This is a genomic window from Nitrospira sp., from assembly GCA_037045225.1.
GTDB lineage: Bacteria > Nitrospirota > Nitrospiria > Nitrospirales > Nitrospiraceae > Nitrospira_A.
Genome location: JBAOHZ010000009.1, coordinates 2,509,883 through 2,536,297 on the forward strand (window position 1 = coordinate 2,509,883; position 26,415 = coordinate 2,536,297).

Sequence of the window (26,415 nt, forward strand, 5' to 3'; positions counted from 1 at the left end):
CGCCGTGGGTCTGTGGAGGATCTTGTCGAGCCGGGAACGTCGATGGAGGCCTGTTTCAGCATCGGATTACACATAGCCATGTGATCGGAACCACTGCACGGCTTTCTCCAAGGCAGTCTCGACCGGTGTTTGGGGCAGGCCGAGTTCCCGGATCGCTTTGCCGCAGTCGTAATGCATCTTGTATTTGGCCATCTTCACGCCTTCGAGCGGAATGCGCGGGGGCACACCCGTGAGGTTCGAGATCCATTGATTTGCATACGCCAGCGGCAGAATGGCAAGGCGCGGCAACTTGATGGTGGGGGCCTTCACCCCGGTGATGCGGCTCAGAATCTGGAACACTTCGTTGAGGAGCAGATTCTTGTTACCGAGAATGTAGCGTTCGCCTTGCCGGCCTTTCTGCATGGCGAGCAGGTGGCCTTGGGCCACGTCGTCCACGTCGATCAGGTTCATGCCGGTTTCGATGTAGGCGGGCATGCGGCCTTTCATGAAGTCCACGATGATCTGGCCGGTGGGGGTGGGCTTCACATCGGCTTCGCCGACCGGCGCGCTGGGGTTCACGATGACGACCGGCAGGCCTTCGCGCGCGAGTGTCAGCACTTCCTGCTCGGCCAAATATTTTGACCGTTTGTAATGGCCGGCCATCTGCGCCAGCGATACCGGCGTCTCTTCGGTTCCTAATCCGCCGCCCGGCGGCAGGCCGATCGCGCCGATGGTGCTGCAATAGACGGTCCGTTCGATGCCGACCTCGCGAGCCGCTTCCAGCAGGCTTCGCGTGCCGGTGACGTTGATGTCGTAGAAGATCGAAGGGTCTTTCGCCCACAGGGCATAATGGGCCGCGACATGGTAGAGCTGCCGGCAACCGGCTAAGGCTTGTCGGAGGGACTCGATGTTGCGCAAGTCTCCATCAACCTGCTCGACCGGTAGTCCGGCGAGGTTCTGAAGATCTGCGCCCTTCCGGGAGAGCACGCGAACCTCGACACCGGTCTTGACCAGGGCCCGCGCCACGGCTCCGCCGACAAAACCCGTTGCGCCGGTCACGAGTACTTTCATGATGGGGAGCTGATGGCCAATGGCCGATGGCGTATGGCAGGAAGAGGAGCTGTCAGACTATCAGCCATAAGCTATCAGCTATAGGCTCTTCAATTTTTCCGCGAGGTGATGTACCGGGCCAACTCGCGGAGTGGATCGGCTTTCGTGCCGAAGGAGGCGAGCCGGTCGTTGGCACTGGTGACGCAATCTTCCGCCAGTTGCCTGGCTCCTTCGACGCCGTAAAACGTCGGGTAGGTTTTTTTGCCGCGTTGGGCGTCGGTGTTGGGATTCTTGCCGAGCTCCTCGCGCGTGCCGGTGACGTTCAACACATCGTCGGCGATTTGGAAGGCCAGGCCGATCTGTTCAGCGTAAAAGGTCAAGTCGTCGAGTTGCGTAGGTGTCGCCCCGGCGGTGATGGCACCCATCCGTACAGCGGCTCGAATGAGCATGCCGGTCTTATGTTTGTGGATGGACTGCAACGTAGCGAGGTCGATGTCCTTGTTTTCGGCCTGAATGTCGAGGACCTGCCCACCCACCATGCCGAGGTTACCGGACCCGACGGCTAGTTCCCGGATCAATTGGACCTGTTGCGCGGCATCGAGATGGTGCTCGGTATTCGCTCGGACGCAGAGTTCAAACGCCATGGTCAACAGCGCATCGCCGGCCAGGATGGCCATCGCTTCGCCGTAGACCTTGTGGTTCGTCGGTTTCCCGCGGCGGAAATCGTCATTGTCCATCGCCGGGAGATCATCGTGAATGAGGGAATAGGTATGGATCAGTTCCAATGAGGATGCGACAGGCAAAACGGCCTTCCCTGCATTGCCGACTGCTTCGGCTGCGGCGATGGCGAGAATAGGCCGGACCCGCTTCCCGCCCGCGAACAGGCTATAGCGCATGCTTTCGTGCAGGGTCGTGGGCATGGTCTCGGCACTCGGGATGACCGATTGCAGATACTGGTCCACTTCCTCGCGTTTCCGTTCGAGGTACCGGCGGATGTCCAGACCGGTCGGGGTAAGTTGGCCTGCGGGGCTCATGTCCGAGTGCTCAAGGGGCTGTGCGTTTTCATGTGCGCGAGAGAGTAACAAAGGGGTTCGCGGAGTGTCAAACGGGGGGAGAAGAGAGGGCCAGCGTGCGAGCGAGCATGGTGAGCTGATCACAATATGTGATCAGCTACTTGTGTTGACATCGAACGGAACCGGCCTGTCGAGGCCGTGTGGGCTTCCCGGAGCGGTGGTCGCTGCCTCTTCGTGATGCCGACGGATGGCGATTTTTCAAGAGTCATGAGCGTTCTCGAGCGAGGATGAGTCATAACTCGCCTGACGTAGTTGCTGCTGAACCTTATCGCATAGATGAGGCTGGCACCGTAGATCATTATTTCAACCGCGAGTACTCTGTAGGGTAGGGTCCTAGGCGCCGTCCTCAGGAGGTCGGCAAGTCTGTTACCTTGGATTGACGCGAGTCAGCAAGAGGCATAGAGTAAGCCTCACACTGAGGCGTGCGGACCGTGGGTACTCAGACTGCCAAACAAAAGATCCTTGAGGCTGTTGAGCGGTTGCCAGACAATGCGACGCTCGAAGATGCCATTGAACGGCTCTGCTTTCTCTCAAAGGTAGAGGAAGGGCTCCGTCAATCTCATGCCGGCGAGATGATCCCCCACCAGGATGCCGTTCGCCAACTGCTCGGATGACCCTCCTTTGGACACGTCGGGCCATCGCTGACGTTCAGGCCATCAAACAATTCATTGCCAAAGATTCTCCGCATGCCGCTCAATTGGTGACGCAACGACTCGTGGCTGCAGTGGACCGCTTGATCTTATTTCCTCAGTCGGGGAGGATTATGCCTGAACTTGCCGATCCACAGATCCGTGAAGTTGTTCAAGGCTCGTATCGCATTGTCTATCGTTTGATCGAGAAGCAAGTACATGTTTTGACTGTGCACCATGCGGCTCGCCTGTTTCCTCTTGGGCAATAGGCCGCATTCACCATAATCTACCACCTGATCCGACCGGTTTCTTGGTCTCTTCCCAAGGAAGTCGCCTGGCGTTCTTCTCGTCCTTTTTTCCCTCGGGAGGGTGGCTTGGGGGGACCACCAGGCCACCCTCCCTCCTCTCCCTCCTTGTTTTTTCTTGGACCCCTTCGCTATACTTCCGCGTTATGAGTATTCGCAAAGCAGCTGGCGAGTGGGAGCCCATGTTGCTGGGGATCGAACCCCGCAACTGCAAAGTCTGCCAGCAGGGCCTCTATCGCGATAAGACGATGTTACGCGGGGGATGGTCGCGCTGCGCGGTATGTGATGAGTTTGTGCACTATAGTTGCCTGGCTAGTGGGCGGATCAGCTTCCTGAAGCAGCGTCCGCGCATTTGCAAAACCTGCCGGACTGCCGAGGAGCAGGCGAAGCAAGTTGCTCCGTCGCCCTCCAGCCAACCCGCGCCAGTCGGGTCATGACCCTCTTACTCGATCCGCAGGAACGATCCACCAGACCGGTTTGGCACGTCTACTTTTCCCACACCCTTCGCTACGTGCTTGCGCCGCTCCTGTTTGTCACCAGCGGGTTCTTCACAGCCAATTTCATCGTGAGCGGGCACTACACCTGGCCTCGCACGAGCCGGGTCTTTGTGCTGACCCTTACGCTGCTGATTCTCGCCTACGAGTTCATTTACAAAGACCACACGGTTCGATCGACCACGCCGGATCGAGCCTTCAACGCCGTGCTGTATTCCTGTATGATTCCCTACGCCCTTGGGGTGCTTCTGATGCTGGGGTTGGCGAAACTGTGACAGGATGTTGAAAAAGAGCGCCGGCTTTTCGCGCAACCGCCGTGAAGCGTGAAACGTATCTTGCTGGAAGTAGTGCGTCCGTCTGACGGCCGATAGCTGAAGCACCTACGCCTGCGCTCGATTGCTTGTTTTACGCTATTCGCTCTTTGGGTCATTCCATAGGTGGTTATGGGACAGCGATTTCAAAGCGGTGCCTTTGTGCAACAGTGTTTCGCTGTTCATCCCTTGTGCCTGTCGTTGAAGCGGCTCGACGAGCAGGGGCGACTCATTATCGCCTGCACCTCTTGCCGTATGATGCATCAGATGGTGTCGGACCAAGTGGTGGCGCGGGTGGCGGCGGTGCCGGTTGATGGGGACCTGTCAGGTGCGAAGGGGCTCCCGACGGCAAAAGAACTATTAGCCGCCTGTCTTGAGGCGCACCCCGTCTCGGTTACGATTCGCGAACTGGATGTCATCCGCGACAGCGTGGGCCTTCGCTGTGCCGAATGTCGCCGGATCTTCGATTTGCAGGTGTCGGTGTTCGAATCCCACCAGAAGTCCTAGCCGGATGCTGAAAAAGTCCGCCAGCAGCGTTCTCACTTCGTTCGGACCCTCAACGTACCCCGAGGGTACGCCTGCGGGTCCTCACTCGTTGCGGCCTTGCTGGACAGCCTTTTTGAGCATCCGACGAAAGGTGGGGACTACGCCGCCACACGCCTGGGCATTCAGAGGGCGCACCCGTCAATATTGTGTTTCTGTGAGCTATTAGCCTACATGGCTTCTTCGTCACAGGATTCCTCGCTGGCCCCTGCCGAGATCACGCTGGTCGCGGATGGGGAGCTGTTTCGCGCTAAGGAACGAATCATCCTCAAGGTCCGTGATCTGCTCAGCGAGCTTCAGCTCGGGTTGCAGGAAGACCTGGGCCGGACCGCACTGTTGGTGCCGCCCGGGTTTGACCCATCGAAAGCGCAGTTTGTGAAGGGCGAACGGCTTGAAGCGTGCCCCTACCAATATCTGGATTATCCCAAACATTTCCTCGGAGACGACAAGTTCACCTTTCGCTCGCTCTGCTGGTGGGGCCACCACTTGGCTTTTGCCATGATCGTGGACGGCGGCCAGGTTAAACAGTGCAAGAAAAACTTCTTCGATCGCTTCCATCAGCTGGCCGGTCAGGGGCTGGAACTGTCTCTCGCTCCCACGTTCTGGGAATGGAAGCGGGGAGAAGGCTACACGCTGCCGATTACCCACGACCGCAAGGCTCAATTGGCGGCTGTTTTGTCGGGCCGGGCCTGGTTCAAGATCGCCCGCTTTGTGCCGCTGGATTCTCCGGCCATGCGTGAGGGGCGTCTGCCGGAGGTAGGGCGTGAGACTTTCCGGAGCCTGCTGCCGTTACTGACCCCTTGATCAATCCATTGGGGTTCGTCTCCTTCCGGTAGCCCTCTTTTTTGCCGGCGACACCAGCTATTAGCCATCAGCGACAGGCGTTACTTCCAGGTCTCCTTCCCGTTTGTCATCCGGCTGCGAGTTGGGTAGACTGTGCCCGTCTTTGAGAAACGTTACTTACTGATACTGACAGGGAGGCAAGTGTGATTGCACAGGGATGTCGCATGGTAGGTCAGTGTTGTGTCGCAGTGGGTCTGGCTGTGCTGTTGGGTTGTGCCGGGGCTGGAGAAATGGTCCCGCTGAATCTTCAGTCGCAACAGCCGTTCGTGCCGAGCAGTCAGACTGAGCCGTTGAAGATCGTGATCGAACCGTTTGAAGACTTGCGAACCGACCGGGCGAAAATCGGTCAGCGCACCCATCTGGGCGGTGGGATCACGAATTTCAATGTCAACGGAGGCGCGCCTGGAGTGACGATTGCCGAGGCGCTGGCGGAAACGCTGCGCCAACGGGGATGGAACCGGCACGGGTGGGATGCGCGAGTCGTGCAGGCGGGTGTTGAGGTATCAGGGGCGGATATCGTGATCCGCGGGGAGATTCGTGAGTTCGCCACGACCGCGAAAAGCCGGGTCTTTAATACGAAGCTGACCGGTCAGAATCGCCTGGTCATCAAGGCCAAGAACCTCGCGGACGACAGCACCACCGTGCGGAACATTCAGGGGGAACAGACCAAGCTGGTGTTCTGGTTCACCAGCGAAGATGTCGAGACTCTCATGTCCGGCCTGCTGCAGGATGGGATCGAACGGTTTATCGCCGATACAAAAATCGAGGGCCGTGGGTTGAAGTCCGCCAAGTGATGCCGTCTGGGTTCGACCGTCGTGCGGGGAGTGCGGAGGGGTGTCGTGCGTGAACGGCGGTGGGAGACCTCGGGCCAATTGACCTTTCGCGAGGTCCTTGCGGTCGGTGAGCGACTGGGGGCGTTGGGGCTGAAGCCGGCGCATCCTGCCAAAGACGTGATTTGTTACGTGGAGGATTGGGCGGTCGATTCACTGGATGCGTTCGACCAGCTCGATCACTGGGCCACGGAAGATGTCACACTTCTCCATATCCACGAGGCGTGGCAGGGTGATTTTTTCCTGCTCGCCGGCGGTTACCACACGGTCTATCAGCGATTCCAGGACGTCGGAACCTACTGCTCCATCAGCCATCCCTGGCGCACCAAATCAGGCCTGCGGTTTCATGAGCCCACGTGTATGTTCTGGCTGGGGTTCCGGCATAACCATGCCTTCATCCGCGTGCGCCTCCATACGCAGGACGTGGTGACGCCCGGGGAAACGCGTGAAGACGCGCGAAGGGCCGAATGGGTGGATGAGCGGCGGGCGATCTTTCTCGACGCGATCGGCACGTTGGATCTGCCGGTCGAAACCTCCGTGGAGAAAGACAGTCTGGTGTTAAGGCCGGCCGATCCGGCGACACCGTTTTTCTGCTCCTGGCCCGATGCCTTCGGCCCCTGTCAGTTCGAATACAATTCCTTGGATGCCTATGAGTTTCTCGTGCCGGCGAGCCGGTTGGCGGCCACCTTTGCGCCCCAGCCTGCCGGGGTGCGCGCCTACCTGACGGGTTTTTCTGAGCCGGCGCTCGACGCATTTGCGGCGGTACAGCCCGGCGCCCGGTCGGTGTATCGCTGTTCCGTGCATTGCGCGCTGGGGGAATTGCCGGAAGTCCTCGCCACAATCGCGCCGCACGGACGCCTCTATAGCACGCTCTGCGAATTCCAGACGCAGGAGTTGATGCCGGAAGGGAGCGACGCCTCGGCCATTATCGGGATCGTGGGCACCGCGGGCGGTTTCCAGCTAGAAGCCCGTTTGAATCGTGCCCCGCTGCCTGAAGAGCACATGGTCGGGTGGCTGGAACGCCTGTTGGGATACGATGTGACGTATGCGCCGCTCCCTCCGTTTATGTAATTCCTCGGTAGTGTCGAAGTTTAGAGATGAAAGCAGATGTACCTGGGTTTCCTTATGGAGGACGAACGAGACCATGATGCACTCACTACTCGCTGGCTTGCTGGCGCTGCTCCTCACCGGCTGCACGATCCTCTCGCCACAAGAAGAAGCGCATTACCGCTCGCGGGTCTACAATCTGAGTCAGCCCGTCGTCTTTGACGCCGTCAAGGCTCAGATGATCGACTATACGATGGCGCTCGCGATGGTCGATCCGGCCAAGGGCCTCCTCAAAAGTCAGCCGAGCGGCGTCGGCCATAGCTCCGCGCTTGCCGGCGGCACCGTCGGCTATCAGCTCACGGTGCAGGTCGAGCCAGTCACCGAGTCCTCTGCGCGCGTCACGCCGGCATGGGCAATGAATGTCTCGTCAGAAGTCTTCAGGCCGAATCTCGTGGCGATCCCCATCGAGCACCGGCCGATCCTCTACGTCGATTTCTTCGACGCCCTCGACACTCGACTGGGCCTCAACACCGCTGCACGATAGGGTCGACTCAAAAGTGCAGACGCCTCCCCTCTGTTATTCAACTGACCCACCACCAATTCCTCTCTTCGTTTGACAATCGCCTGCTTCTCCTGAAATCTAAGACATGGTCTCGATGGAACGATTCCAGTCTGTCTTGGGGAAGCCGTACCTTCCACCGCTGTTTTTCCTTAGCGGCGTGACCTATGACACGCTGGTGTTGACGCGGATCGACCGCCTGCGGGACAACCTGCTCCTGCTCTTGTACCTCACCCTATTGGGCTTCCTGATCGTGCTGACCGGTCGGTTGGGCACGAACGAGGCTCGGGTCGAGGATCTTCCGCCGGATGCGCCGTTCTTCATGAAATGGGTGGTGCAGGCCAAGCCGTACGCGCCGATGGCCATTCAGTTTTTGCTGGGCGGCCTGTTCAGCGCCTATGCGATCTTTTATTCCAAGAGCGCGACCTTCGCCGGGACGGCCGTCTTCTTCTGTGTTCTTGTGGCCTTCCTGGTGGCGAACGAATTCCTCCGTAGCCGCTTGTCGAATGTGCAGCTATTGGTGAGTCTTTACGCGCTCGTGTGCTTCGCGTTCGTCACGTTTTTTCTGCCGGTCATGACCGGGTGGATGAACCAGGCCATTTTCCTCGCCGGGGCCGCGCTTACGGTGCTGGTCGTCCTCCGCGTCGTGCACCTGATCTATTGGCGGAACCAGGCTCGCACCAATCGCGAGGCCTTGCTGGCTGGCGCGCCCGCGCTGGCGCTGATCGGCCTGTTGGTCGGGTTCTACTTTCTGAACTGGATTCCGCCCGTGCCGCTCTCGATGAAATTCGGGGGGATGTATCACGAGGTCAAGCGTTCCGGCGACCATTTCGAACTGTCATACGAAAAGCAGTGGTTTGAGGTGTGGCAGCGATCGAGTACGACCGTGGCCGCCGATGAACCGATCTATTGCTTCACGGCGGTCTTTGCTCCAGTCGCGCTCAATACCACGATCTATCACCATTGGTACTACCGCCTGGACGCCAGCCACCCCTTTACCCATGCCGACCGGATTGCCCTCAAAATTTCCGGAGGGCGTGAGGGCGGGTATCGTGCCTACACGTTTAAGCAAGGACTCGATCCCGGCGACTGGCGGGTTGATGTGGAGACCGAGGACGGGCGTGTGATCGGCCGGGTGGTGGTGCATGCGGAGAAGCGGGACGAAGCCGCGCGGTCGCTGACGACGATCGTGTACTGACCGGCATCTGGAGTCGCACATGCCCCGCATCATCGGGCTGGAACTCCTCGACGCGCGGGAAGGCACGAGCCTGGCCGTGTAAAAAGGCGAACAGGTCATCTATAACATGCGCCTCTTCTTGAATCGCGGACACGAGGTTCTGTTCAACGAACGACAGTCGTCCCAGTTGTTCGCCTCTATGTTGCGGGTTGAGGGCGGCGTGACGTTAATCGACCACTAGGTGGCGCTGGGAAGGCGTCAGGTCATCGTCGATATTGAGCAGGCGTTGATTGGGATGAAAGCCGGCGGTTATCGGAAGGTCCGCATCAGCCCCCACCTGGCCTATCGGGAGGAAGGAGTTCCCGGCCTTATTCCGCCAGGTGCCGTGTTGGCGGTGGAGGTTTGGGTGAGAGGTATAGCGTAGCCCGCAGCCTGTGAGGAGTAGCGAGGATGGCCTATACTGAGCCAAAGGGTATCATACTTGAAGCGAGTCGAGAGGGAGACACGTCGCGACTTTGCATTCGCTTTGACAAGACGGACATCGGGCCGATAGCTCCTGCTGGCCTCTATACTGATCCCAAATCTGGGCACGAAAGGTTTCAGCTTCATAAGCTACTCCGAAAAGAGGGAGATCGCTTCTTTTTCGAGACGTACGATTCTGCACATCCGCTGCCAGTGCAAGGCGAAATTTACTACTACCGTGGGTGGTGGCTACCAAAAGCTATGGAGGCAGCCTTAGATATTTCTGAGCAATGGGTAAGGGAGAAATTCCCTGAAAAGGAAAACCATGAACACTGCCTATTTACTTGGGAAAAGATTGGTGCAGGTTCCTCAAACGATGAAGGTTATCACTCCAAGTATGGATGGATTACGGTAGATGCCTATAAAATGTACATACTCGATGATATTTACCGGCTTCGATATTAGGGGGTAGAAGTTTGAGAGCGGGTGACTAACATCAAATGTGCCATTTGGCGTTGTGCCCTTCCAGCGCCGGCTGCATCCTTGCTAGGACTGCAGATAAGGAGTCTGCCATCGCGTCGTTTCGACTATAGCCTGGAATAGATGTGGGCACAGACAATCCTGGTGAACTCGTGTACAATTTTCACTGGTGAGATGGAGGACTGCCATGAGTGAGATAGAGCAGCTCGAACGCACAGTTTCAAACCTTTCCCCAGCGGATCTGGCTCAGTTCCGGACGTGGTTTCTTGAATTTGATGCCGGGGTATGGGACGCGCAGATTGAATCAGATCTGAAGGCAGGCAAGCTCGAGAGCCTGTTGGCTGAGGCCCGTGCGGAGCACGAACAGGGGAAAACCCGTCCCCTGTGAAGTATACTGCCTCCTCACGATTCTGGATTGCGTATCACGCGCTTCCGGAGGATATCCGTTCACTCGCCGACAAGAACTTCCACCTGCTTAAATCCAACCCTCGCCATCCGTCACTTCATCTCAAACGCATAGGGACGCTCTGGTCAGCACGAGTTGGTGAGCACTATCGGGCACTGGGGTTCGACATTCCAGACGGCGTCAACTAGTTCTGGATTGGTACACACGGCGAATACGACAAGTTGATTGGGTGATGACTCCGAATCTACGCCAGGTTCTCTAACCATTTTCCTCGCTTCCCTGTAGTTGTCGCAAGGTGAGTGCGATGGGTTTCTCATTTCCCTGCAGGCGGAGTGACTCAGGTGTCAGGAGGTCCGGTTATGGCATGGCATCAGGTGAGGCTCATGATGGTGATGGTTCTGGCGTTATGCGCATGGACGCTGCCGGTTTTAGCCGATGAGCCGAAACCTGCGGCGCTGCCTTGGCAAGTTGGGCCTGGTGAGGCCAAGCTGGGCGATCAGGCGCTGTTGAAATTACCGAAGGGGTATCGGTTTCTCGGGGCGCAGGAGACCCAGCGGCTGCTCAAACAAATGGGGAATTTCCCTTCCGGTTCAGAACTCGGCCTGATTACCGCGACAGAAGAAGGTGAGCAGTGGTTCATGGTGGTCCGGTATATCGACGCCGGCTACGTCAAGGACGATGAGGCGGCCAATTGGGACGCCGATGCGCTGATGGCCTCCATCAAGGAGGGAACGGACGAAGACAACAAAACCCGGGAGGCCCAGGGCTTTTCCCCGCTGGTGATTCGCGGGTGGGAGGAAAAGCCGCATTACGATAAGACTGCCAACAAAGTGGTCTGGGCTATCTCGGCGCAGGAGCGGGAATCAGCGGTTGGAGTCAATTACAACACGCTGGCGTTGGGGCGGCAGGGGTATCTCAGTATGAACATGGTGGGATCGTTGGAGCAGTTGCCGCTGTTGAAGCCACACGTGAGCCTTCTGCTCGCCAATGTGGAGTTTGTCGAGGGGAAACGATATGCCGATTTCGATAGCACCACCGACAAGGTGGCGGCGGTCGGCTTGTCGGCGCTTATTGCCGGCGCGGCGATCAAGTCCGGCCTGTTGGCGAAGCTCTGGGGATTCATCATTCCCCTGGTGATCGCGGGGAAGAAAGTGTTGATGTTACTGGTGATTGCGATCGCTGGACTCGCCGCCAAGTATTTCAAGAAAAAGCCCCACGTGGACCAGCCTGGCGGGGGTGGAGGGGTGTCGTCGTGAAAATCCTCCTCCTGCTCCTCGGCGGTCTCAAGCTAGGCAAGATTGCGCTCACCGGCGGGACTATGCTGCTCTCGATGGTGGTGTATAGTTTCGTCTTTGGCTGGTGGTATGCGGTGGGGTTCGTGCTGTTGATCCTATTCCACGAGCTGGGGCACTACGCCGCCGCCAAGCAGCGCAACTTGAACGTCGGAGCTCCTACCTTTATCCCCTTCGTCGGCGCCTGGATTCAGCTCAAGGAACAGCCGATGGATGTCGAAACCGAGGCCTATGTCGGCATTGCCGGTCCGGTGGCGGGGACCTTTGCGGCCATGGCCTGCTACTACGCGGCGGAGTATACCCACAGCCAGTTGATGCTGGCCCTGGCCTATGCCGGGTTCATGATCAATCTCTTCAACCTCATTCCGCTCTCCCCGCTGGATGGGGGGCGCATCACGGCGATCATTTCGCCGAAGGTCTGGTGGCTGGGTGTGCCGATCCTGATTGGCCTGTTCATCGTGAACCAAAGCCCCATGCTGCTGTTGATCGCGATCATGGCCCTTCCCCATCTGATGTCTACCTTTCGGGGTGGTCCCCACGGTCTACCGGAGCGCTACTATGACGTACCGCTAGCCACCAGGGTCAGCTACGGTCTGTACTATCTTGGGCTGGCGGCGTTTCTTGGTATCATGAGTTATGAAACGCATCTCTTGCTCCCTTCCCGCAACTGATCACCCGAGCTGCCAACGAGGTTTCTGTGGACACATTCACGGCTGAAGTCAGTCGGATTCAAGATCTCACGTACGACGTGCGCGCGATCGAGTTGCGCCTTCTGGAGCCAGACAGCATGACGTTCAAGGCCGGGCAGTTTGTGTCGTTCGAGGTGCCGAAGGAAGGTCAGCCCAGGCCGGTGACCAGGCCCTATTCCATCGCTTCGCCGCCGAGTCAGCGAGACCGGATTCTGCTCGTGCTGAATCTTGTTCAGGGCGGGCCTGGGTCGAGTTATTTATTCGGGTTGAAAGATGGATCGCGCACTTCATTGAAGGGGCCGGCAGGGGCGTTTTATCTGCGGGACGCCGGAGCCAGAGATCTGCTCTTTGTGGCAACCGGAACCGGGATCGCCCCTCTTCGCAGCATGATTCTGGCTCAATTGGAGGATGGACAGTCGCGGTCCGTGACCCTGTTCTGGGGGCTTCGCAGCCAACGGGATCTCTACTGGCAGGAGGAACTGGCGGCGCTGGCTGCGGCCCATCCAAGCTTTTCCTTTGTCACGACCCTCTCCAGGCCGGAACCAGGCTGGCAGGGGGCAAGCGGGCGCGTGACGGCGCTGGTCGATGCACGGGTCTCATCGGTCGGGAATCTTGCAGTCTATCTGTGCGGCGGCAATGGGATGATCAAGGACGTGACGGCAAGGGTCAACGCCAAGGGGCTGTGTCCGATCTATCGAGAAAAGTACTACGACGAGTGATGGGCGGCTGAAAAAGGCCTCCACCTTCGTGCTCCTATCACACAAGACTACAGCGGGCAAATCCAGTACGCCTCAGCCATTCGTTCGCTGCGGCCTTGGTGGCCGAACCATTTTGATCGTCCAGTGGGAGTGTGGCCTGGGCGGCCTGTACAGGACGGTCAGCTTGCCGGCGTACGTTTGGTGGTGTGCTGAAACACGCACTTGGGACAGGTGTAGTGGATAAACTTCCCGCCGGCGACCAGACGTGTGGTCATGGCGACCTTGCACCAGGTGCAGAGGCGTTCCGGTAATTCGGCGGTCGGTACGGAGGGATTGGATTGGGGTGTCGACGTATCAGCCATGGCCGGCATTCTGGCTAAGGGGTCGAGAGTTTGTCAATGTGTGTGAGAGACAAGAAATTTCGGAGATAAATATTTACAGGGTTTCAAACGTTCAGTATATTGCAAGCATGTGTTCACGCCCCCACCATTCCCAACAGAAAGGTCGTATCGCATATGCACAAGACAGAAGGTGCCACTTCAGACGACATCTCATCATCTTCAGCCAGGGTTGCTGACTCCGCGGTCCATCCGGACTCTGTCGGACCCGGCAAAGCCTGGGGCATTTGCACCTCCGTCGACCTCCACGATTGCATCCCCGAACGCATTCGAGACGCCAAACAAATCGAAGCTTACGTTGTCCAGCTCTGCGAACTGATCGAAATGAAGCGGTATGGCGCCTGCCAGATCGTCAATTTCGGAGAAGGTCGCGTGGCGGGGTACAGCATGGTGCAGTTGATCGAGACCTCCCTGATCAGCGGCCACTTTGCGAACGACACCAATAGCGCCTATCTCGACATCTTCAGTTGCAAAGGATATGAGCCGGCCGTCGTCGAAGAATTTTCCAAAGCCTTCTTCGGCGCCCGTCGTTCCAGTCACCGAGCGATGTTGCGGTACTAGACCACGACCTTTCTATTTCTGGCTTCCGGCAGGAGCCCCACTGTCCTGCCGGAGCACCAGGCCATGACGCAGACACCACCGAACACTGTACGAGCCTTTTTCGCTACACTCGCCGGCAAGCTCGATCCTGACGCGGCCGACGGACTGGATGTGGTGTATCAGTTCAATCTGAACGGCGCCGATGGGGGGCAATACCAACTACAGATCCGGGACGGGGCCTGCCAGGTATCCGAGGGCGTGCACCCGGATCCACAGGTGACGTTGGCCATGTCCGGAGAGGATTGCCTGAAGGTCTTGAATGGTCAGATCAGCGGGACCATGGTGGCCATGACCGGGCGGCTTCGTATCAGCGGTGATATGGGCTTGGCCCTGCAACTGGCGTCACTCTTTCCCAGTCTCCGCCCCTAAGAGTCTGTCCGAGTCTTGCCATTCCGCTGCGGCAAACGAGCTGCCGCCATCTGCGGCCTTGCCGGACGGCCTTTCTAAACACCCTGCGCATCGTACCCCGCCTTAGACCGTTCACCTGTGCGAAGACTTTCCTAAGCCTGTTGACTCACTAACTCACCCTGAACCCGCTCTTCTCCCAGCTGATCTGGACGCCGCGGAAAGCGTTCTTCCAGCATCGTATACACGGTCGGGACCAGAAACAACGTCAGGATCGTCGAGACGGTGAGCCCTCCCACGACGGCCCGCGCGAGCGGAGCATTGGTCTCGCTGCCGGTGCCGAGGCCGAGGGCCATGGGCATCAGCCCGACCACGGTGGCGAGTGAAGTCATCAGAATAGGACGCAGCCTGGTGCGCGAGGCTGTGACGACGGCGACGGCGAGGTCCAGGCCGCGGCGTCGCAGCACATTCGTGTAGTCCACCAGCAGGACACCGTTGGAGACCACGATTCCCAGCATCATGATGATGCCCATGAGGGAGGAGGTGGAGATGGTGGTGTTGGTCAAATAGAGGATCACGATCACGCCGGGGATTCCCATCGGCACGGAAAACATGATGATGAAGGGATCGATCAGCGATTTAAACTGTGCGGCCATGACCATGTAGACCAGGATCAATGCCAGGGCGCTGGCATAGGTGAGGCCTTCGAACGTCTCGCGTTGTTGTTGGATCTGTCCGGCGAGCCGGATGCTGAATCCCGGCGGGAGCTGCATCTGGGCGAACGCCGACTCCAGGTCCTGGGCAATCGAGCCGAGGTCGCGGCCGACGGGGTTGGCGGTGATGTGCACAACGCGCTGGAAGTATTTGCGCTCGATCTTCACGGGACCGGCATTCAGCTTCAGTGTGGCCAGGTTCTTGAGCAGGACCGGCTCTCCGTTTTTTGTCGTCAGCAGCACATTTTCGATGGCCGACAGGTCCTTACGATGTTCTTCCGCAAGCCAGGCGCTGATGTAGTATTCGTTGCCGTTCTGAGGGTCGGTGAAGATGATCGGATCGGTCTGGCCGTTCCCGTTCAGTGAAAACAGCACGGCGTTGGCGACGTCGGTTTCGCTGATGCCGAGCAGGGCCGCTTTTTCCCGGTCGACGACCACGTTGACCTCGGGATAATTTTCCTCCCGGCTGACTTCAATGTCGGCCATCCCTGGAGTCTTGTGCATGAGGTCCTGCACCTGGCGGATGACGGTACGGGCCTTCTCGAAGTCGTATCCGTAAATCTCGACATCGATGGACTTCTGCGAGCCGAAGCTGGTGACGCGTTTCACCAGGCCCCCCGGATCGAAGAACATCGCGACGCCGGGAAACAATTTGATGACCGCCGGCCTGACGGCATTCATGATCTCCACCTGGTTTCGTCGGCGCTTGTCGGGGGAAGCCAAATAAACCGAGATGACCGAGGTGTGTGGCCCGGTGTTGGGATTAAAGAGGGATGAACGACCTTGTGCCAGCACGCCGGTGCTGGAGGCGATGGCTTCCAGTTCGTCCGGCGGAATCTTCTCCCGCAACACCCGTTCGACCTCGGCGACCTGATCGACGGTTTTCTCCACCCGCTGCCCGACCGGGGCTCGCAGGACGATCCGGAACTGACTTTCGTCGGAAACCGGCAAAAACTCGGTTCCGATAAAGGGCAGTAGCGCGAGCGATCCGACGAAGATTGTCACTACAGCAACCAGCAATGTGCGCCGGTGGGCCAGGACCCATCGCAGGCTGCGCTCGTATCCTTCGTCGAGCGCGTCGTACCGTCGCTGACTCCACTGCATGACCCGTACGAACCAGCGGGGCAGGTTGCGATGGGCTTCCTGCTCCGACTTGAGAAAGCGATAGCAGAGCGCAGGCGTGACGGTGCGGGACACGAAGAACGAGGTGAACAGGGCGATGGCGATGGTCAGGGTCAATGGAATGAGCAGGAGTCGCGCGATTCCGACGATGAAAAACATGGGTAGGAACACGACGACGGTGGTGACCGTGGAGGCAAAGATCGGCATGGCGACCTCGCGGGCGGCGTTCACGATGGCGTCCCACCGATTCCGGTCGACGTTCAAATGGCGCTGAATATTTTCCAATTCAACGATGGAATCGTCCACCAGCCGGCCGATGCCCAGAGCCAGGCCGCCCATGGTGAAGACGTTCAGCGTTTGGTTGGTGAAATAGAGCACGATAAAGGTCACGAGAATCGACAGCGGGATGGCGACGGAAATGATCAACGTGCTGGTGAGATTTCTCAGAAAGAGCAGAATGACCGCCGCCGCCAGCAACGAGCCATGGAGGGCCTGCTCGATCAGGTTCTTGATTGATTGCCGGATATAGATGGATTGGTCGAAGGAGATGCCCAGTTGCACGCCCGGCGGGATGCCGATCATTTTCGGGATGGCCTTCCGCAATGCATCGACGACGTCCACTGTATTCGCAATCGGCTGCTTGTTCACCCGCAGGTAGACGGAGCGTTTGCCGTCGGTACGGACCACGTTGGTCTGAATGTCCGACGAATCGCTGAGCACGCCGACATCGCGCACGCGCACCGGGTTACCCCGCGGGTCGATCTTCACGACCACGTCGTTAATGGGCTCCACCGTCTTGAACTGTGTATTGGTGAACACGTTGTAGTCGAGGTTGCCGGCTTTGAGATCGCCGGACGGGAGAATCAGGTTGGAGGCCTTCACAGCCTTCACGACGTCGAGAATCGAGAGGCCGCGCGCCTGGAGGAGGGCGGGGTCCAGATTGATATTGATCTGCCGGATCTTACCGCCCTCGACGGTGGCCGCGGCGACGTTGGCGATCTGTTCAATCTGGGGGGCGATGGTGTTGTAGGCCAGGTCATACAGTGCCCGCTCATCCAAATCGCCGCCGGAGGCCGTCACAAAGGCGACGGGGATGTTTGAGACATCGAACTTGACGATGAACGGCTGCAAAATGCCTGGCGGCAGGCTGTTCAGAATCTGAGTGATGCGCTGCATCACCTCCATCTGACCCACGTTGATGTCCGCGCCCCAGTTAAACCAGACCTGGACCGCGCCGATGCCTTGTTTAGCGAAGGATTCGACGTGCTCGACGTTCGAGGCTGAACTGACGGCCTTCTCGATGGGGTAGACCACGCTCTGTTCGATATCCAGAGGAGGCGCGCCTTTATAAATGACGCCGACAAACGCGACCGGAACTTGAATGTTGGGGAAGAGATCCACCGGGAGCCGCTCGAGCGACGTGGCCCCCAGGATCACCATGGCCAGGGACAGCATCAGGATGCCGATTCGATTGCGCAGTGCGAGAAGTGTCAGCCACATGATGAAGACGTCACACGCGACACGTCAGAGGTGACATGCGGGGATCGATGGGACAGCATGAGAGGAATCTTCACGGCGCACCGTTTACGTCTCACGTTTCACGGCATCCATCGGCTGCGTCTGTACCGGTGCACCTTCGCTCACCAGATCCTTGCCGGAGACAATGACCTGTTCGTCTCCCGTGAGGCCCTTCACCACTTCGACGCGATTCTCCGAGCGTGCCCCCAGTTCGACCGGGATCTGATGGGCCTTCCCGTCCTTGACGACATACACATACTGAGACTCTTCGAGCCGACTCACCGCGTCCAGGGGAATCTGAATCGCCTGGGGGTGTTTCCCGACCAGGACCTCGACGCGGGCAAACATGCCGCCCTTCAGGCGGTGATCCTTATTGGGCAGGTCGACCTCGACGGTCATGGTGCGGGTGGCGCGGTTGAGGGCTTGCACGATGCGGGTGACCCTGCCTTCGAAGATTTCGTTCGGGTAGGCTTCGGCGCGCACATCCGCGCGTTGCCCGACCTTCACCAGCGGCACATCCTTTTCTACCACTTCGATCAAGGTGCGGACGGTTTCGACGTCATGTACGCTCAAAATGCCGCGCGACATCGTGGATGTGCTGGCGGTGGTGCCGCTCACATAGGAGCCGGGGTCCAGGTTACGTTCTGCGATATACCCGGCAAACGGGGCGCGGATGGACGCATAGGCCAGATTGGTCACGGCCTGGGCCAGGGCGACGTCCATTTGTTGCACTTGTGCGCGTAAGGAGTCTTGCAGGGCCAGGGCTGCGTCGCGGTTCACCAGCGCGGTATCCAGGTCTTGCTGCGAGACGAACTGGTCCTTGATCAAGGCTTGCATGCGGTCGAGCGTCAGGGCGGCATTACGTACCGCCGCCTCCTGCTGCACGACCTTGGCCTTGGCGGACAGCAGATTGGCCTTGGCCTGATTCACCGCGTGGACATAGTCGGTGTGATCGATTTCGACCAGCAGTTGATTGGCCTTCACCAAGTCACCCTTGTCCACATAGATCTTGGCGATGTAGCCGTCCACGCGCGAGAAGATATTCACGAGCTGGTTGGGGATGAGGTCGGCAGTGTAGGTCAACCGGACATCGAGGTCCTGCTTGATGGGGCTCATTGTGCCGACGGTAAGGATGCGGTTTTTCCGGGGATCGCTCTTGGCCCCACTGCTGAGGCGGAGGGCCACCAATGCCACGACGGCCACGAAAAGCATGATGCCGAGGGTCACGATCGGATGCCGTCTGATGAGATTAGCGGACACGCGACAGCCTCCGCTTGCTGGGTGTGGACGAAAACCGCAATCCGCCCAGGAACAGTTCCACGTAGGTGGCGACAATCTCCTTGTGCGGGCAATGCAGCGGCACATCGAAAATCTCATGCAACAAACGGTGGTAGACGACCATCCCGATGAAGGCGCGCGCGGCCAGCAGCGGATCAATTGGGCGGAACGCGCCTTCTTCGATCCTGGTGCGAATGTATCCCGCCAGGTAGTCGTAAAAGACGCGGTGTTGCTTGCCGAAGAACATGTCGGCCAGTTCGTGGCCCTCCAGCGCGCTGAAGAGCAACAGTCGCAGCATCGTGGGGTCGGCGCCGGGACGGATGCGGTATCCGGCGATGAGTGTGAAGACCTGCTGGTCGTCGCGCCGACGGGCGACTTTTTCGACGGCGCTCAGCAGTTCGCTGAGCGGGGCCTTTTCGGCGAGGATCGCGGTGTACAGTGCCCGCTTGGTCGGGAAGTATTTGAACACGAGGGCTTCGCTGATGCCGGCCGCGCGCGCAATGGATTTGGTGGTCGTGCCCTGGAAGCCCTTGGCTGCGAACAGGCTGGCGGCGGAGGAGATCAGGCTGGCCTGGCGGTCTCGCCTGAGATTGCGGGACATGGCGGTCGTCGGCTTCATGCAATCGGCGATCGGGTGAGTGAGTGGTTACTCACGTGCCAGGCTATCATGTGCCGACGAAACAAGACAAGGATGGCGAGTATTCCGTCCTACGATTGTTCGGGGTGGATGCGGGTGCAGCAGGTCAAAATGTCGAGGGCGAGTTGCCCTCGTTGAACTTGGCGCGAAACGCTTCGCTCTCGAAGAAGATGACGCCCTGGCTGGTGCGCAGGTCGTAGCGGAGGATGATCTCGCTCTCGTCCCCTTGCCAGTTGTGGAATTTCACTGCGCCGGCAGCAACTTGGCCGGGAGTCTGGTCAAGCGGGCCGAATCGTTCCTGCAAATAACTCAGGATCCGGTCGTGGGCCTCTTTGCCGCTGTATCGCACCATGACCCGTGCGAATTTTCCATCGACCGTGATGAACTTCATGGAGTCGACCGCCGCCGGCCCCAATGTCCGGCCGGTGGTCTTTAGCTCGTAGCTCTGGATTCGGCCCGTGTCTTCGACCTTGACGAAGGTGTCGGACTCCGAGAACGACGCGCCCCAGGGAATGCCCTCGAACCCGTTCGGGTCGTTCTGCATGGGGACGGCCAGCGCCACCGAGACCGACAGCAGCCACGTGGCGATGAACGTTGTGAGGGGCCGCGTCCATCGCCGAGGAATGAAGTGAAGGTGCTGAGCCATGTTATTCGGCCGTATCCGACATCTGGTCCTGAAATCTCGGCGCGAGATTGCGGCTTTCGATGAAAATAAATCCACGCTCCCGGTTGGCCTCATAGGTGAGACCGATCTCGGTATCCGATCCTCGCCAGGTATATTGTTGGTTTAGGCCCCGCATCATCTGCCCAGGCAGCCGTTCGATCTTGCCATAGGACCGTTCGAGAAATTGCAGTACCTGCGCATGGGATTTTGCGCCCCGGTATCGGATGGTCACCCGCGCAAACTGCTCGTTGACCGTTGAGAGGTAGACGCTTTCGACCGGAATATCGGCATAGACCGGCGGGCGATCGCGATATTGGTAATCGATTGTGTGCGAGTCGGATTGGATCACCGCCAGTTCCGGCATATCGGTGAGGGGCACTCCCCAGGTGAGATTGTCGAATCCGTGAGGATCATTCGTCATCGTGATGGCGAATGCAGGCACGGCCAGGATGAAGATGAGCGCACCGAGAAGTCCCAGGCGGCTGGCCGTGCGGAGAAGGGCGTATATCGAAGACGCGTCGGACATAGTCTTCAATCGACTCTGTTCAAACGCTATCACGGTTCTCGCGGTAACGGCAACTCATCGGCGCCGTTCTTGTGAATGGAGGACCCCTTGGCTATAATGCGCTTCTTGTGCCGGGGCCGATCGAATAAGGGGAACAGGGTTCATGATCGAGAGCGATGTGTTTGTGCAAGCGCTCGAAAATCTGGGCGTGAATTTTTTCACGGGTGTCCCGGATTCGCTGCTGGGCGGGATCATCGAAGAGTTGTTGACGCGCAAACTCTACACCCCTGCCGTGCGGGAGGATGAAGCGGTCGCTATGGCGGCGGGCGCCTATATGGCGGGGAAAGTTCCCGCCGTGCTCATGCAGAATTCCGGGCTTGGAACGTCGCTGAATACGCTCGTGTCGCTGAATATGATGTATCGCCAGCCCTGCATTCTCCTGGTGTCTTGGCGGGGCTTTGAGGGCAAAGACGCCCCGGAACATCTGGTAATGGGCGAGACGATGCCGCAACTACTCGATACGGTGCGAATTCCACACCGGACCTTGTCGGAACCGACAATGATGGACGACCTCCGGTGGGTGGGGCAAACCGTGATGAAGCAGCGAATTCCGGTCGCGCTTCTGATCAAGAAGGGCATTATCAAGGGATTGCATCCATGAGGCCCGAACAAGGCACCATGCAGAGCCGGGCGCAGGCCATGGCAGCGTTGCTCGAATTGCTGACCGATCAGCCGGTCATCATCTGTAACGGATTCCCCTCGCGGGAGGCCCAGAAGATCGCGGATCGCCCGACCCATTTTTACATGATCGGGTCGATGGGGAATGCGCCGGCCATTGCGCTCGGCGTGGCGCTGTCCAAACCGAGCAAGCACGTCGTCGTGTTCGACGGCGACGGCAACGTCCTCATGGGGATGGGCACGCTGGCCACGGTAGGTGCCTTGAAGCCAAAGAATTTCATCCATGTGGTGTTCGACAACGAAGTCTATGGCTCGACGGGGAATCAGCCAACGATCTCGAATGTCGTGCAGTTGGAAAAGGTGGCCAGGGCCGCCGGGTATGTCAATGTCGAGCGAGTGTTGGACCGGGATGACCTTGTGTACGAGTTCAAAGACATGTTGAAGAAGTCCGGTCCCAGTATGTTGCTGGTCAAGGTCAATGAGTTTGTGGAGGATGCCGGGCGAGTCGCGCTTGAACCGCCCGCCATCACGGCTCGATTTATGAGCGCGATTGAATAGCACCGATGTGCTGAGTGTGATGTGTGAGGCCGCTCCGCTCAGTTCCGATCCACAGCCTGAGGTATGAACATGATACTTCTGAATCCAGGTCCGGTGAACGTGAGCGAACGGGTGCGGCAGGCGTTGTTGCGTCCGGATATCTGCCATCGCGAATCCGAGTTTTCCGATTTGTTGGGTCGCATCCAGCAGAAGCTGCTGACGGCTTTTGTTCCTGGGGCCGAATCCGACTACGTGGCCGTGTTGTTGACGGGGTCAGGCACGGCTGCGGTCGAAGCCGCCGTCATGTCCTGCCTGCCGATGGGCAAGCGCATGATGGTCCTCAACAACGGCGTCTATGGCGAGCGGTTGTCCAATATGATCGGACTGCATCGACTCGGAGTCTCCGAACTCAAGTCGGAGTGGCACATCAAGCCTGATCCTGAGCGACTTCGCTTAGCGTTGCGTCAGCATCCCGAGGTGCATGCGGTCTCCATGGTGCATCATGAGACGACTACCGGGCTGATCAATCCGGTGAAAGAGATTGCCGAGGTTGTCGATGGGCTGAACCGGGTATTTGTGCTCGACTCCGTCAGCGGCCTCGGAGGGGAGCCGATCGATATCGCCGGTTCCCACATCTATATGGTGGCGGGGACTGCCGGCAAATGCATTCAGGGTTTCCCCGGCGTGTCGTTCGTCCTGCTTCGTAAAGGATTTCTGGAGCGGATGCGCGGATACCCCAAGCGATCCTGGTACCTCCACTTGACGCACTATGTCGACAATCAGGGTAAGGGCATTGTGCCCTTTACGCCGGCTGTTCAGCTGTACTACGCCTTTGAAGAGGCCTTGAACGAGCTTCTGGAAGAGGGCGTCGCCAATCGGTTCCACCGTTACAAGCGGGCGGCGGTGCACATCCGGGAACGGATGGCGAAGTTGGGGGTCAAGACCTTGCTGCCGTCGGACTCGCTCTCGAATACGATCACGGCCTTTCACCTGCCCCCCGGCATCAGCTACGCCACCTTGCACGATCAATTGAAGGCTCGCGGCTATGTCATCTATGCGGGACAAGGACAACTGGAATCCAAGATCTTCCGTATCGCCAATATGGGCGCCTTGACGGACCTGCAGATCGACGGGTTCCTGGCCGCCTTTGAGGAAGTAGTGGCGGGAGCGGTTGCCCGCGTATGAAGGCGATCGTCCTTGCTGCCGGAGTGGGGAAGCGCCTCTGGCCGGTGACCCAGCATAAACCGAAATGCCTGATTGAAATCGGGGGACAGACGTTGCTGTCCCGGTATCTCGAGTCTCTGGCGTCGGTCAAGATCCGACAGGCCACCATTGTGGTCGGCTACAAACAGGAAATGATCAGGGCCGCAGTCGGCGCGCATTGCCACGGGGTCGATATCTCCTATCTGGTGAACGAGGAGTTCCACCGGGGCAGTATCTCGTCGTTGTGGATCGCCAGGACGGCGTTGTCCGACGACGTCGTGATCATGGATGCGGATGTCTTGTTTCATCGCGAAATTCTGCATCGGTTGGTAACCTCGCCCCACGAGAATTGCCTGTTGATGGACGATACGGTGAAGCAGACGGGCGAGGAGTGCATGGTCGTGGTGCAGGGCGATCGGGTGGTTGCCTTGAGCAAAAAGATGCCGGAGCGATACGACATTGCAGGCGAGGGGGTCGGGTTCCTCAGGGTCCGACGAGCCGATACGGCGCACGTGATCAGTTCGCTCAAGGGCTATATCGATCAGGATCGCTGGGACATGGAATACGAAGACGGATTGTTGCAGTATTTTCGTGACGTCAAAGTCGGGCATGAGAAAATCGGCGGCTTGCCGTGGACCGAAATCGATTTTCCCGAGGATGTGACGAAGGCGGAGCGGGAGGTTCTACCGCGGCTGTAGCGCGACGTGCCCGCCGCAGGTGACGCGTGAATTGTGGCGCGTCTCTCGTAAGATCTCCGGCACCTCTACGCTATTGCTATGGATCTCCAGTTTTTTTGCGAGATACGAATGACGAGAGACGAACGACGAATCCGATCATGAGTGAAAGTACACTGCAGCATGGTGCGGAACTCCAGGGATTAAGCACGGCCATTTTGTTGCCGGGCGCTGGTCTGTTTGGCGATCGGCCGGGACGTGGCTTGAGCGACGTCGGGCCCTTGACCCCTCTCGGAGGGTTAAGCCTTTTCCAACGTACCGTGCTCACGCTGCAGCGGGGCGGTATGCGCCAATTGATCGTCCTGGCTGGCCCCGATGAAGAGCTGCTCAAGCACGCGCTGGCACGGGGGGCCCGGGTGACGATTCCTGTGCGCTGGATGCCGGTGCGGGAGTTTCCGCTCGACGATCCGCGAACCTGGGAATCGCTGGCCAGCGAAGTGCGGGGCTTTTGTCTGATCGCGGGCGTGCAGGCTGTGTTTTCCAAAGGCTTGATCGAACACCTTCGGCAGTCTGTTCGAGACGGCGAGGCGCTCGTGGTCACGCGGGAATCCGGTCCGGTTGAGCCTGCCATCGGCCGCCGCAATCCGGCGGTGGCGCTTCAGGAGGGGCGGCTGATCTCGTTTCACAATCATCCTGGACAGGGGGGCCACCAGGTCGCCGCCGATTTGGTGGTGTTGCCGGCCAGCATTTTGAGTCCGCCGAACGGAGCCGCTGCATCCCCATCCGGTGCCGCTGAGCCGGGGGGCATCATTCCAGTGCGACGCTGGCTGGAACGGGCGGCGGTGGAGGGGCGTGTGCGGGTGGTCGCGGCCGCGGCCCATGCAGGTCTGTGGTATCGAGACGTGTGGGATCATGCCAGCGCCGGATTGGCGGAACGCACCCTCTTCCGTTCGTTGAAGGGCGATGCGGAGGGGTTCGTCGATCGGTATTTCAACCGGACCTTCTCGCGGCTGCTGACGCGACTGTTCCTGCGGATGAAATGTTCGCCGAACGCGATCACCATGGTGGCGACGGCGGTTGGGATCTTGTCGGCCGTGGGGTTCGGTATCGGGACGTACTCGGCCGGGATCGTGGCCGCGTTGTTGTTTCAACTGGCGGCCGTCATCGATTGTTGCGATGGTGAGGTGGCTCGGCTCACGTTTACCGAATCGCCATTCGGGGCCTGGCTTGATATCGCCATGGACAACGTGGTGCATATCGCCATCTTTGCCGGAATCGCCTGCGGTGCGTATCTCCGGCAGGCCGGTACCGAGGGCGCCTGGGTGCCGTTGGCGCTGGGCGGCGCAGCGGTGTTGGGCAATGTCATGTCCTTCTGGTTGGTCACCAAGGCGCAAAAAATCGGCGCGACCCGTGGCTGGAATACGCCCAAGCAGGCGGCCTGGTCCGACTTCATTCTGAAGAACGTTGCGAGTCGCGATTTTTCGGTGGTGGTCTTTCTCTTTGCGCTGCTGGATAAACTGGACTGGTTTCTGTGGATGGCCGCGCTCGGTTCGACCGTCTTCTGGGTGATGATGGTGTGGGTGATTCGTCCCTCGGCACGGGCCCGTGCTTAAGGCGGCACTTCTTGTTCTCGGCGCACTGACGCTCTCCGTACTGGTCTGGCATATCGGCATCGAGCGGATCTACGAGGCGGTGGCACAACTCGGGCCCGCCGCCATGCTGGTGATTCTCCTTCCCTCCCTGCTCATGTACATTCTGGAAGCCTATGGGTGGCGTGTCACGCTTGGCGCATGGGCGACGCACGTGCCTTTCTGGCGAGTGCTGGCGATTCGTACCGCCGGGGAGGTCGTGAATATGACGACCCCGACGGCCTATGTGGGCGGAGAGCCGCTCAAGGCGTTTCTGCTGAAACGACAGGGCGTACCCATCGTGGAGGGACTGGCCTCGGTGGTGACGGCCAAAACCACGATGACGATCGCCCAGATCCTCTTTATCCTGTCCGGTATCGGGCTCGCGTTTTGGTTGTTGGGCTCGGGAGGATCAGCGGGACAAACCGCCATGGCCGGCCTGGTGTCCGTCGGGCTGCTGGGATTCGGGGTCGGAGCCTTCGTGGTGGTGCAACGTCAGGGCATGTTCGGGTGGATTCTGAAGATGCTCCGGCGCCTCGGGGTGCACATCCAATATCTGGAATCGCGTGAGCAGCAACTGCTCGACTTGGATCGCACCATCGCCGGATTTTATGCGACGCAGCGCACGGCCTTTCTGCTTTCGACCGGGCTTTTTTTGCTGGGGTGGCTCGCGGAAGCACTGGAAGTGTTTGTCATGATCCTCTGTCTGGGACAACCGGTGACGGTCTTGTCGGCATTGGCGATCGGTGCGCTGTCTGTGTTGATCAAGGGCGGTACCTTCTTCATCCCGGGCAGCTTGGGCGCGCAGGATGCCGGCAATCTGTTGTTGCTGACGGCGTTTGGCTATGGAGAAGTCACCGGGATTACTTTCGCGCTGCTGCGGCGATTTCGTGAATTCGTCTGGATTGCCCTGGGCCTCGTTTGCCTTGCCATCATGACAAAGGGCGTCGATCGCTCTCTTCCGACCGAGTAACGATCTCCGATCTGCAAGCTAGGGTTGTCGGCCACGGAAGGCTGTGGTTGCGACAGGGTAAGACTTGTCTTCTAC

Annotated in this window: 31 protein-coding genes; 23 read left to right on the plus strand and 8 right to left on the minus strand. The window is 59.0% G+C overall.

What is annotated here, in order from left to right:
- Positions 1–66: 66 nt before the first annotated feature.
- Both hpnA and V9G17_12575 read right to left on the minus strand, forming a co-directional pair.
- Positions 67–1,050: a hopanoid-associated sugar epimerase gene (gene hpnA / locus V9G17_12570; protein MEI2753428.1), complete on the minus strand. Its 984-nt coding sequence runs from the start codon at positions 1,048–1,050 to the stop codon at positions 67–69.
- 89 nt (positions 1,051–1,139) lie between these two features.
- A complete protein-coding gene (locus V9G17_12575) occupies positions 1,140–2,063 on the minus strand; it encodes a polyprenyl synthetase family protein (protein MEI2753429.1) in 924 nt (307 codons plus the stop codon).
- 470 nt (positions 2,064–2,533) lie between these two features.
- On the opposite strand from V9G17_12575, the gene V9G17_12580 reads away from it, so the two are divergent.
- The 15 genes from V9G17_12580 (at position 2,534) to V9G17_12650 (ending at position 12,888) form a co-directional block, all read left to right on the plus strand.
- Positions 2,534–2,716, plus strand: a complete 183-nt coding sequence (locus V9G17_12580) for a hypothetical protein (GenBank protein MEI2753430.1) — start codon at positions 2,534–2,536, stop codon at positions 2,714–2,716.
- The gene (locus tag V9G17_12585) at positions 2,713–3,000 is read left to right on the plus strand and encodes a type II toxin-antitoxin system RelE/ParE family toxin (GenBank protein ID MEI2753431.1); all 288 of its coding nucleotides are present in this window, start codon (positions 2,713–2,715) and stop codon (positions 2,998–3,000) included. The genes V9G17_12580 and V9G17_12585 overlap by 4 nt, the downstream gene beginning before the upstream one ends.
- 469 nt (positions 3,001–3,469) lie before the next feature.
- On the plus strand, positions 3,470–3,805 hold the full coding sequence (locus V9G17_12590) for a hypothetical protein (protein MEI2753432.1): 336 nt from the start codon (positions 3,470–3,472) through the stop codon (positions 3,803–3,805).
- A gap of 168 nt (positions 3,806–3,973) precedes the next feature.
- Positions 3,974–4,348 carry a hypothetical protein gene (locus V9G17_12595; GenBank protein ID MEI2753433.1) on the plus strand — a complete coding sequence of 125 codons (375 nt, stop codon included), beginning with the start codon at positions 3,974–3,976 and terminating at the stop codon, positions 4,346–4,348.
- A gap of 210 nt (positions 4,349–4,558) precedes the next feature.
- Positions 4,559–5,188: a hypothetical protein gene (locus V9G17_12600; GenBank protein MEI2753434.1), complete on the plus strand. Its 630-nt coding sequence runs from the start codon at positions 4,559–4,561 to the stop codon at positions 5,186–5,188.
- 182 nt (positions 5,189–5,370) lie between these two features.
- Positions 5,371–6,021: a hypothetical protein gene (locus V9G17_12605; GenBank protein MEI2753435.1), complete on the plus strand. Its 651-nt coding sequence runs from the start codon at positions 5,371–5,373 to the stop codon at positions 6,019–6,021.
- A gap of 45 nt (positions 6,022–6,066) precedes the next feature.
- Positions 6,067–7,128, plus strand: coding sequence for a hypothetical protein (locus tag V9G17_12610; protein ID MEI2753436.1), 1,062 nt, complete (start codon positions 6,067–6,069; stop codon positions 7,126–7,128).
- A 73-nt stretch (positions 7,129–7,201) separates the two neighbouring features.
- Entirely contained in the window at positions 7,202–7,648 is a 447-nt protein-coding gene (locus tag V9G17_12615) for a hypothetical protein (GenBank protein MEI2753437.1), read from the plus strand.
- A gap of 112 nt (positions 7,649–7,760) precedes the next feature.
- Entirely contained in the window at positions 7,761–8,861 is a 1,101-nt protein-coding gene (locus V9G17_12620) for a DUF2914 domain-containing protein (protein MEI2753438.1), read from the plus strand.
- A 220-nt stretch (positions 8,862–9,081) separates the two neighbouring features.
- A complete protein-coding gene (locus tag V9G17_12625) occupies positions 9,082–9,264 on the plus strand; it encodes an FKBP-type peptidyl-prolyl cis-trans isomerase (protein ID MEI2753439.1) in 183 nt (60 codons plus the stop codon).
- A gap of 26 nt (positions 9,265–9,290) precedes the next feature.
- Positions 9,291–9,767, plus strand: a complete 477-nt coding sequence (locus tag V9G17_12630; protein MEI2753440.1) for a hypothetical protein — start codon at positions 9,291–9,293, stop codon at positions 9,765–9,767.
- A 202-nt stretch (positions 9,768–9,969) separates the two neighbouring features.
- The gene (locus V9G17_12635; protein ID MEI2753441.1) at positions 9,970–10,170 is read left to right on the plus strand and encodes a hypothetical protein; all 201 of its coding nucleotides are present in this window, start codon (positions 9,970–9,972) and stop codon (positions 10,168–10,170) included.
- A gap of 377 nt (positions 10,171–10,547) precedes the next feature.
- Positions 10,548–11,444: a DUF2167 domain-containing protein gene (locus tag V9G17_12640; GenBank protein ID MEI2753442.1), complete on the plus strand. Its 897-nt coding sequence runs from the start codon at positions 10,548–10,550 to the stop codon at positions 11,442–11,444.
- On the plus strand, positions 11,441–12,151 hold the full coding sequence (locus tag V9G17_12645) for a site-2 protease family protein (protein MEI2753443.1): 711 nt from the start codon (positions 11,441–11,443) through the stop codon (positions 12,149–12,151). The genes V9G17_12640 and V9G17_12645 overlap by 4 nt, the downstream gene beginning before the upstream one ends.
- Positions 12,152–12,177: 26 nt before the next feature.
- Positions 12,178–12,888, plus strand: a complete 711-nt coding sequence (locus V9G17_12650) for an FAD-binding oxidoreductase (GenBank protein MEI2753444.1) — start codon at positions 12,178–12,180, stop codon at positions 12,886–12,888.
- A gap of 158 nt (positions 12,889–13,046) precedes the next feature.
- Here the strand turns inward: V9G17_12650 and V9G17_12655 are convergent, their stop codons facing one another.
- Complete coding sequence (locus V9G17_12655) at positions 13,047–13,229, minus strand: hypothetical protein (protein MEI2753445.1); 183 nt, start codon at positions 13,227–13,229, stop codon at positions 13,047–13,049.
- Positions 13,230–13,382: 153 nt separating this feature from the next.
- Between V9G17_12655 and V9G17_12660 the strand changes: the two genes are divergently transcribed.
- Together V9G17_12660 and V9G17_12665 are read left to right on the plus strand one after the other, a co-directional pair.
- A complete protein-coding gene (locus V9G17_12660; protein ID MEI2753446.1) occupies positions 13,383–13,826 on the plus strand; it encodes an S-adenosylmethionine decarboxylase in 444 nt (147 codons plus the stop codon).
- A gap of 63 nt (positions 13,827–13,889) precedes the next feature.
- A complete protein-coding gene (locus tag V9G17_12665) occupies positions 13,890–14,234 on the plus strand; it encodes an SCP2 sterol-binding domain-containing protein (protein MEI2753447.1) in 345 nt (114 codons plus the stop codon).
- Positions 14,235–14,365: 131 nt separating this feature from the next.
- Here the strand turns inward: V9G17_12665 and V9G17_12670 are convergent, their stop codons facing one another.
- From V9G17_12670 to V9G17_12690, 5 genes are all read right to left on the minus strand, one after another.
- Positions 14,366–17,545 (minus strand): efflux RND transporter permease subunit, encoded by a 3,180-nt coding sequence (locus tag V9G17_12670; protein MEI2753448.1) that lies wholly within the window; start codon positions 17,543–17,545, stop codon positions 14,366–14,368.
- An 84-nt stretch (positions 17,546–17,629) separates the two neighbouring features.
- Positions 17,630–18,823 (minus strand): efflux RND transporter periplasmic adaptor subunit, encoded by a 1,194-nt coding sequence (locus V9G17_12675; protein MEI2753449.1) that lies wholly within the window; start codon positions 18,821–18,823, stop codon positions 17,630–17,632.
- Complete coding sequence (locus tag V9G17_12680) at positions 18,813–19,460, minus strand: TetR/AcrR family transcriptional regulator (protein MEI2753450.1); 648 nt, start codon at positions 19,458–19,460, stop codon at positions 18,813–18,815. The genes V9G17_12675 and V9G17_12680 overlap by 11 nt, the downstream gene beginning before the upstream one ends.
- A gap of 124 nt (positions 19,461–19,584) precedes the next feature.
- Positions 19,585–20,124, minus strand: coding sequence for a hypothetical protein (locus V9G17_12685; protein ID MEI2753451.1), 540 nt, complete (start codon positions 20,122–20,124; stop codon positions 19,585–19,587).
- Position 20,125: 1 nt separating this feature from the next.
- Complete coding sequence (locus V9G17_12690) at positions 20,126–20,668, minus strand: hypothetical protein (protein MEI2753452.1); 543 nt, start codon at positions 20,666–20,668, stop codon at positions 20,126–20,128.
- Positions 20,669–20,810: 142 nt separating this feature from the next.
- Between V9G17_12690 and V9G17_12695 the strand changes: the two genes are divergently transcribed.
- The 6 genes from V9G17_12695 (at position 20,811) to V9G17_12720 (ending at position 26,340) form a co-directional block, all read left to right on the plus strand.
- A complete protein-coding gene (locus V9G17_12695) occupies positions 20,811–21,308 on the plus strand; it encodes a thiamine pyrophosphate-binding protein (protein MEI2753453.1) in 498 nt (165 codons plus the stop codon).
- Positions 21,305–21,883: a thiamine pyrophosphate-dependent enzyme gene (locus V9G17_12700; protein ID MEI2753454.1), complete on the plus strand. Its 579-nt coding sequence runs from the start codon at positions 21,305–21,307 to the stop codon at positions 21,881–21,883. Before V9G17_12695 ends, V9G17_12700 begins: the two co-directional genes overlap by 4 nt.
- Positions 21,884–21,952: 69 nt before the next feature.
- Entirely contained in the window at positions 21,953–23,047 is a 1,095-nt protein-coding gene (locus V9G17_12705) for an aminotransferase class V-fold PLP-dependent enzyme (protein ID MEI2753455.1), read from the plus strand.
- Positions 23,044–23,763, plus strand: a complete 720-nt coding sequence (locus V9G17_12710) for a phosphocholine cytidylyltransferase family protein (protein ID MEI2753456.1) — start codon at positions 23,044–23,046, stop codon at positions 23,761–23,763. The genes V9G17_12705 and V9G17_12710 overlap by 4 nt, the downstream gene beginning before the upstream one ends.
- 137 nt (positions 23,764–23,900) lie before the next feature.
- Entirely contained in the window at positions 23,901–25,352 is a 1,452-nt protein-coding gene (locus tag V9G17_12715; GenBank protein ID MEI2753457.1) for a CDP-alcohol phosphatidyltransferase family protein, read from the plus strand.
- Complete coding sequence (locus tag V9G17_12720; GenBank protein MEI2753458.1) at positions 25,345–26,340, plus strand: lysylphosphatidylglycerol synthase transmembrane domain-containing protein; 996 nt, start codon at positions 25,345–25,347, stop codon at positions 26,338–26,340. Before V9G17_12715 ends, V9G17_12720 begins: the two co-directional genes overlap by 8 nt.
- The last annotated feature ends 75 nt before the right edge of the window (positions 26,341–26,415 follow it).

Excerpts from the sequence above, each read along its gene's own strand:
- V9G17_12715 (MEI2753457.1), top strand. The coding sequence starts at position 23,901 with ATGAGTGAAAGTACACTGCAGCATGGTGCGGAACTCCAGGGATTAAGC.
- V9G17_12585 (MEI2753431.1), top strand. The coding sequence starts at position 2,713 with ATGACCCTCCTTTGGACACGTCGGGCCATCGCTGACGTTCAGGCCATC.
- hpnA (MEI2753428.1), bottom strand. The coding sequence starts at position 1,050 with ATGAAAGTACTCGTGACCGGCGCAACGGGTTTTGTCGGCGGAGCCGTG.
- V9G17_12595 (MEI2753433.1), top strand. The coding sequence starts at position 3,974 with ATGGGACAGCGATTTCAAAGCGGTGCCTTTGTGCAACAGTGTTTCGCT.
- V9G17_12710 (MEI2753456.1), top strand. The coding sequence starts at position 23,044 with ATGAAGGCGATCGTCCTTGCTGCCGGAGTGGGGAAGCGCCTCTGGCCG.
- V9G17_12670 (MEI2753448.1), bottom strand. The coding sequence starts at position 17,545 with ATGTGGCTGACACTTCTCGCACTGCGCAATCGAATCGGCATCCTGATG.
- V9G17_12700 (MEI2753454.1), top strand. The coding sequence starts at position 21,305 with ATGAGGCCCGAACAAGGCACCATGCAGAGCCGGGCGCAGGCCATGGCA.
- V9G17_12600 (MEI2753434.1), top strand. The coding sequence starts at position 4,559 with ATGGCTTCTTCGTCACAGGATTCCTCGCTGGCCCCTGCCGAGATCACG.
- V9G17_12590 (MEI2753432.1), top strand. The coding sequence starts at position 3,470 with ATGACCCTCTTACTCGATCCGCAGGAACGATCCACCAGACCGGTTTGG.
- V9G17_12640 (MEI2753442.1), top strand. The coding sequence starts at position 10,548 with ATGGCATGGCATCAGGTGAGGCTCATGATGGTGATGGTTCTGGCGTTA.
- V9G17_12630 (MEI2753440.1), top strand. The coding sequence starts at position 9,291 with ATGGCCTATACTGAGCCAAAGGGTATCATACTTGAAGCGAGTCGAGAG.
- V9G17_12660 (MEI2753446.1), top strand. The coding sequence starts at position 13,383 with ATGCACAAGACAGAAGGTGCCACTTCAGACGACATCTCATCATCTTCA.
- V9G17_12680 (MEI2753450.1), bottom strand. The coding sequence starts at position 19,460 with ATGAAGCCGACGACCGCCATGTCCCGCAATCTCAGGCGAGACCGCCAG.
- V9G17_12665 (MEI2753447.1), top strand. The coding sequence starts at position 13,890 with ATGACGCAGACACCACCGAACACTGTACGAGCCTTTTTCGCTACACTC.
- V9G17_12575 (MEI2753429.1), bottom strand. The coding sequence starts at position 2,063 with ATGAGCCCCGCAGGCCAACTTACCCCGACCGGTCTGGACATCCGCCGG.
- V9G17_12705 (MEI2753455.1), top strand. The coding sequence starts at position 21,953 with ATGATACTTCTGAATCCAGGTCCGGTGAACGTGAGCGAACGGGTGCGG.
- V9G17_12690 (MEI2753452.1), bottom strand. The coding sequence starts at position 20,668 with ATGTCCGACGCGTCTTCGATATACGCCCTTCTCCGCACGGCCAGCCGC.
- V9G17_12635 (MEI2753441.1), top strand. The coding sequence starts at position 9,970 with ATGAGTGAGATAGAGCAGCTCGAACGCACAGTTTCAAACCTTTCCCCA.
- V9G17_12655 (MEI2753445.1), bottom strand. The coding sequence starts at position 13,229 with ATGGCTGATACGTCGACACCCCAATCCAATCCCTCCGTACCGACCGCC.
- V9G17_12685 (MEI2753451.1), bottom strand. The coding sequence starts at position 20,124 with ATGGCTCAGCACCTTCACTTCATTCCTCGGCGATGGACGCGGCCCCTC.
- V9G17_12620 (MEI2753438.1), top strand. The coding sequence starts at position 7,761 with ATGGAACGATTCCAGTCTGTCTTGGGGAAGCCGTACCTTCCACCGCTG.
- V9G17_12615 (MEI2753437.1), top strand. The coding sequence starts at position 7,202 with ATGATGCACTCACTACTCGCTGGCTTGCTGGCGCTGCTCCTCACCGGC.
- V9G17_12695 (MEI2753453.1), top strand. The coding sequence starts at position 20,811 with ATGATCGAGAGCGATGTGTTTGTGCAAGCGCTCGAAAATCTGGGCGTG.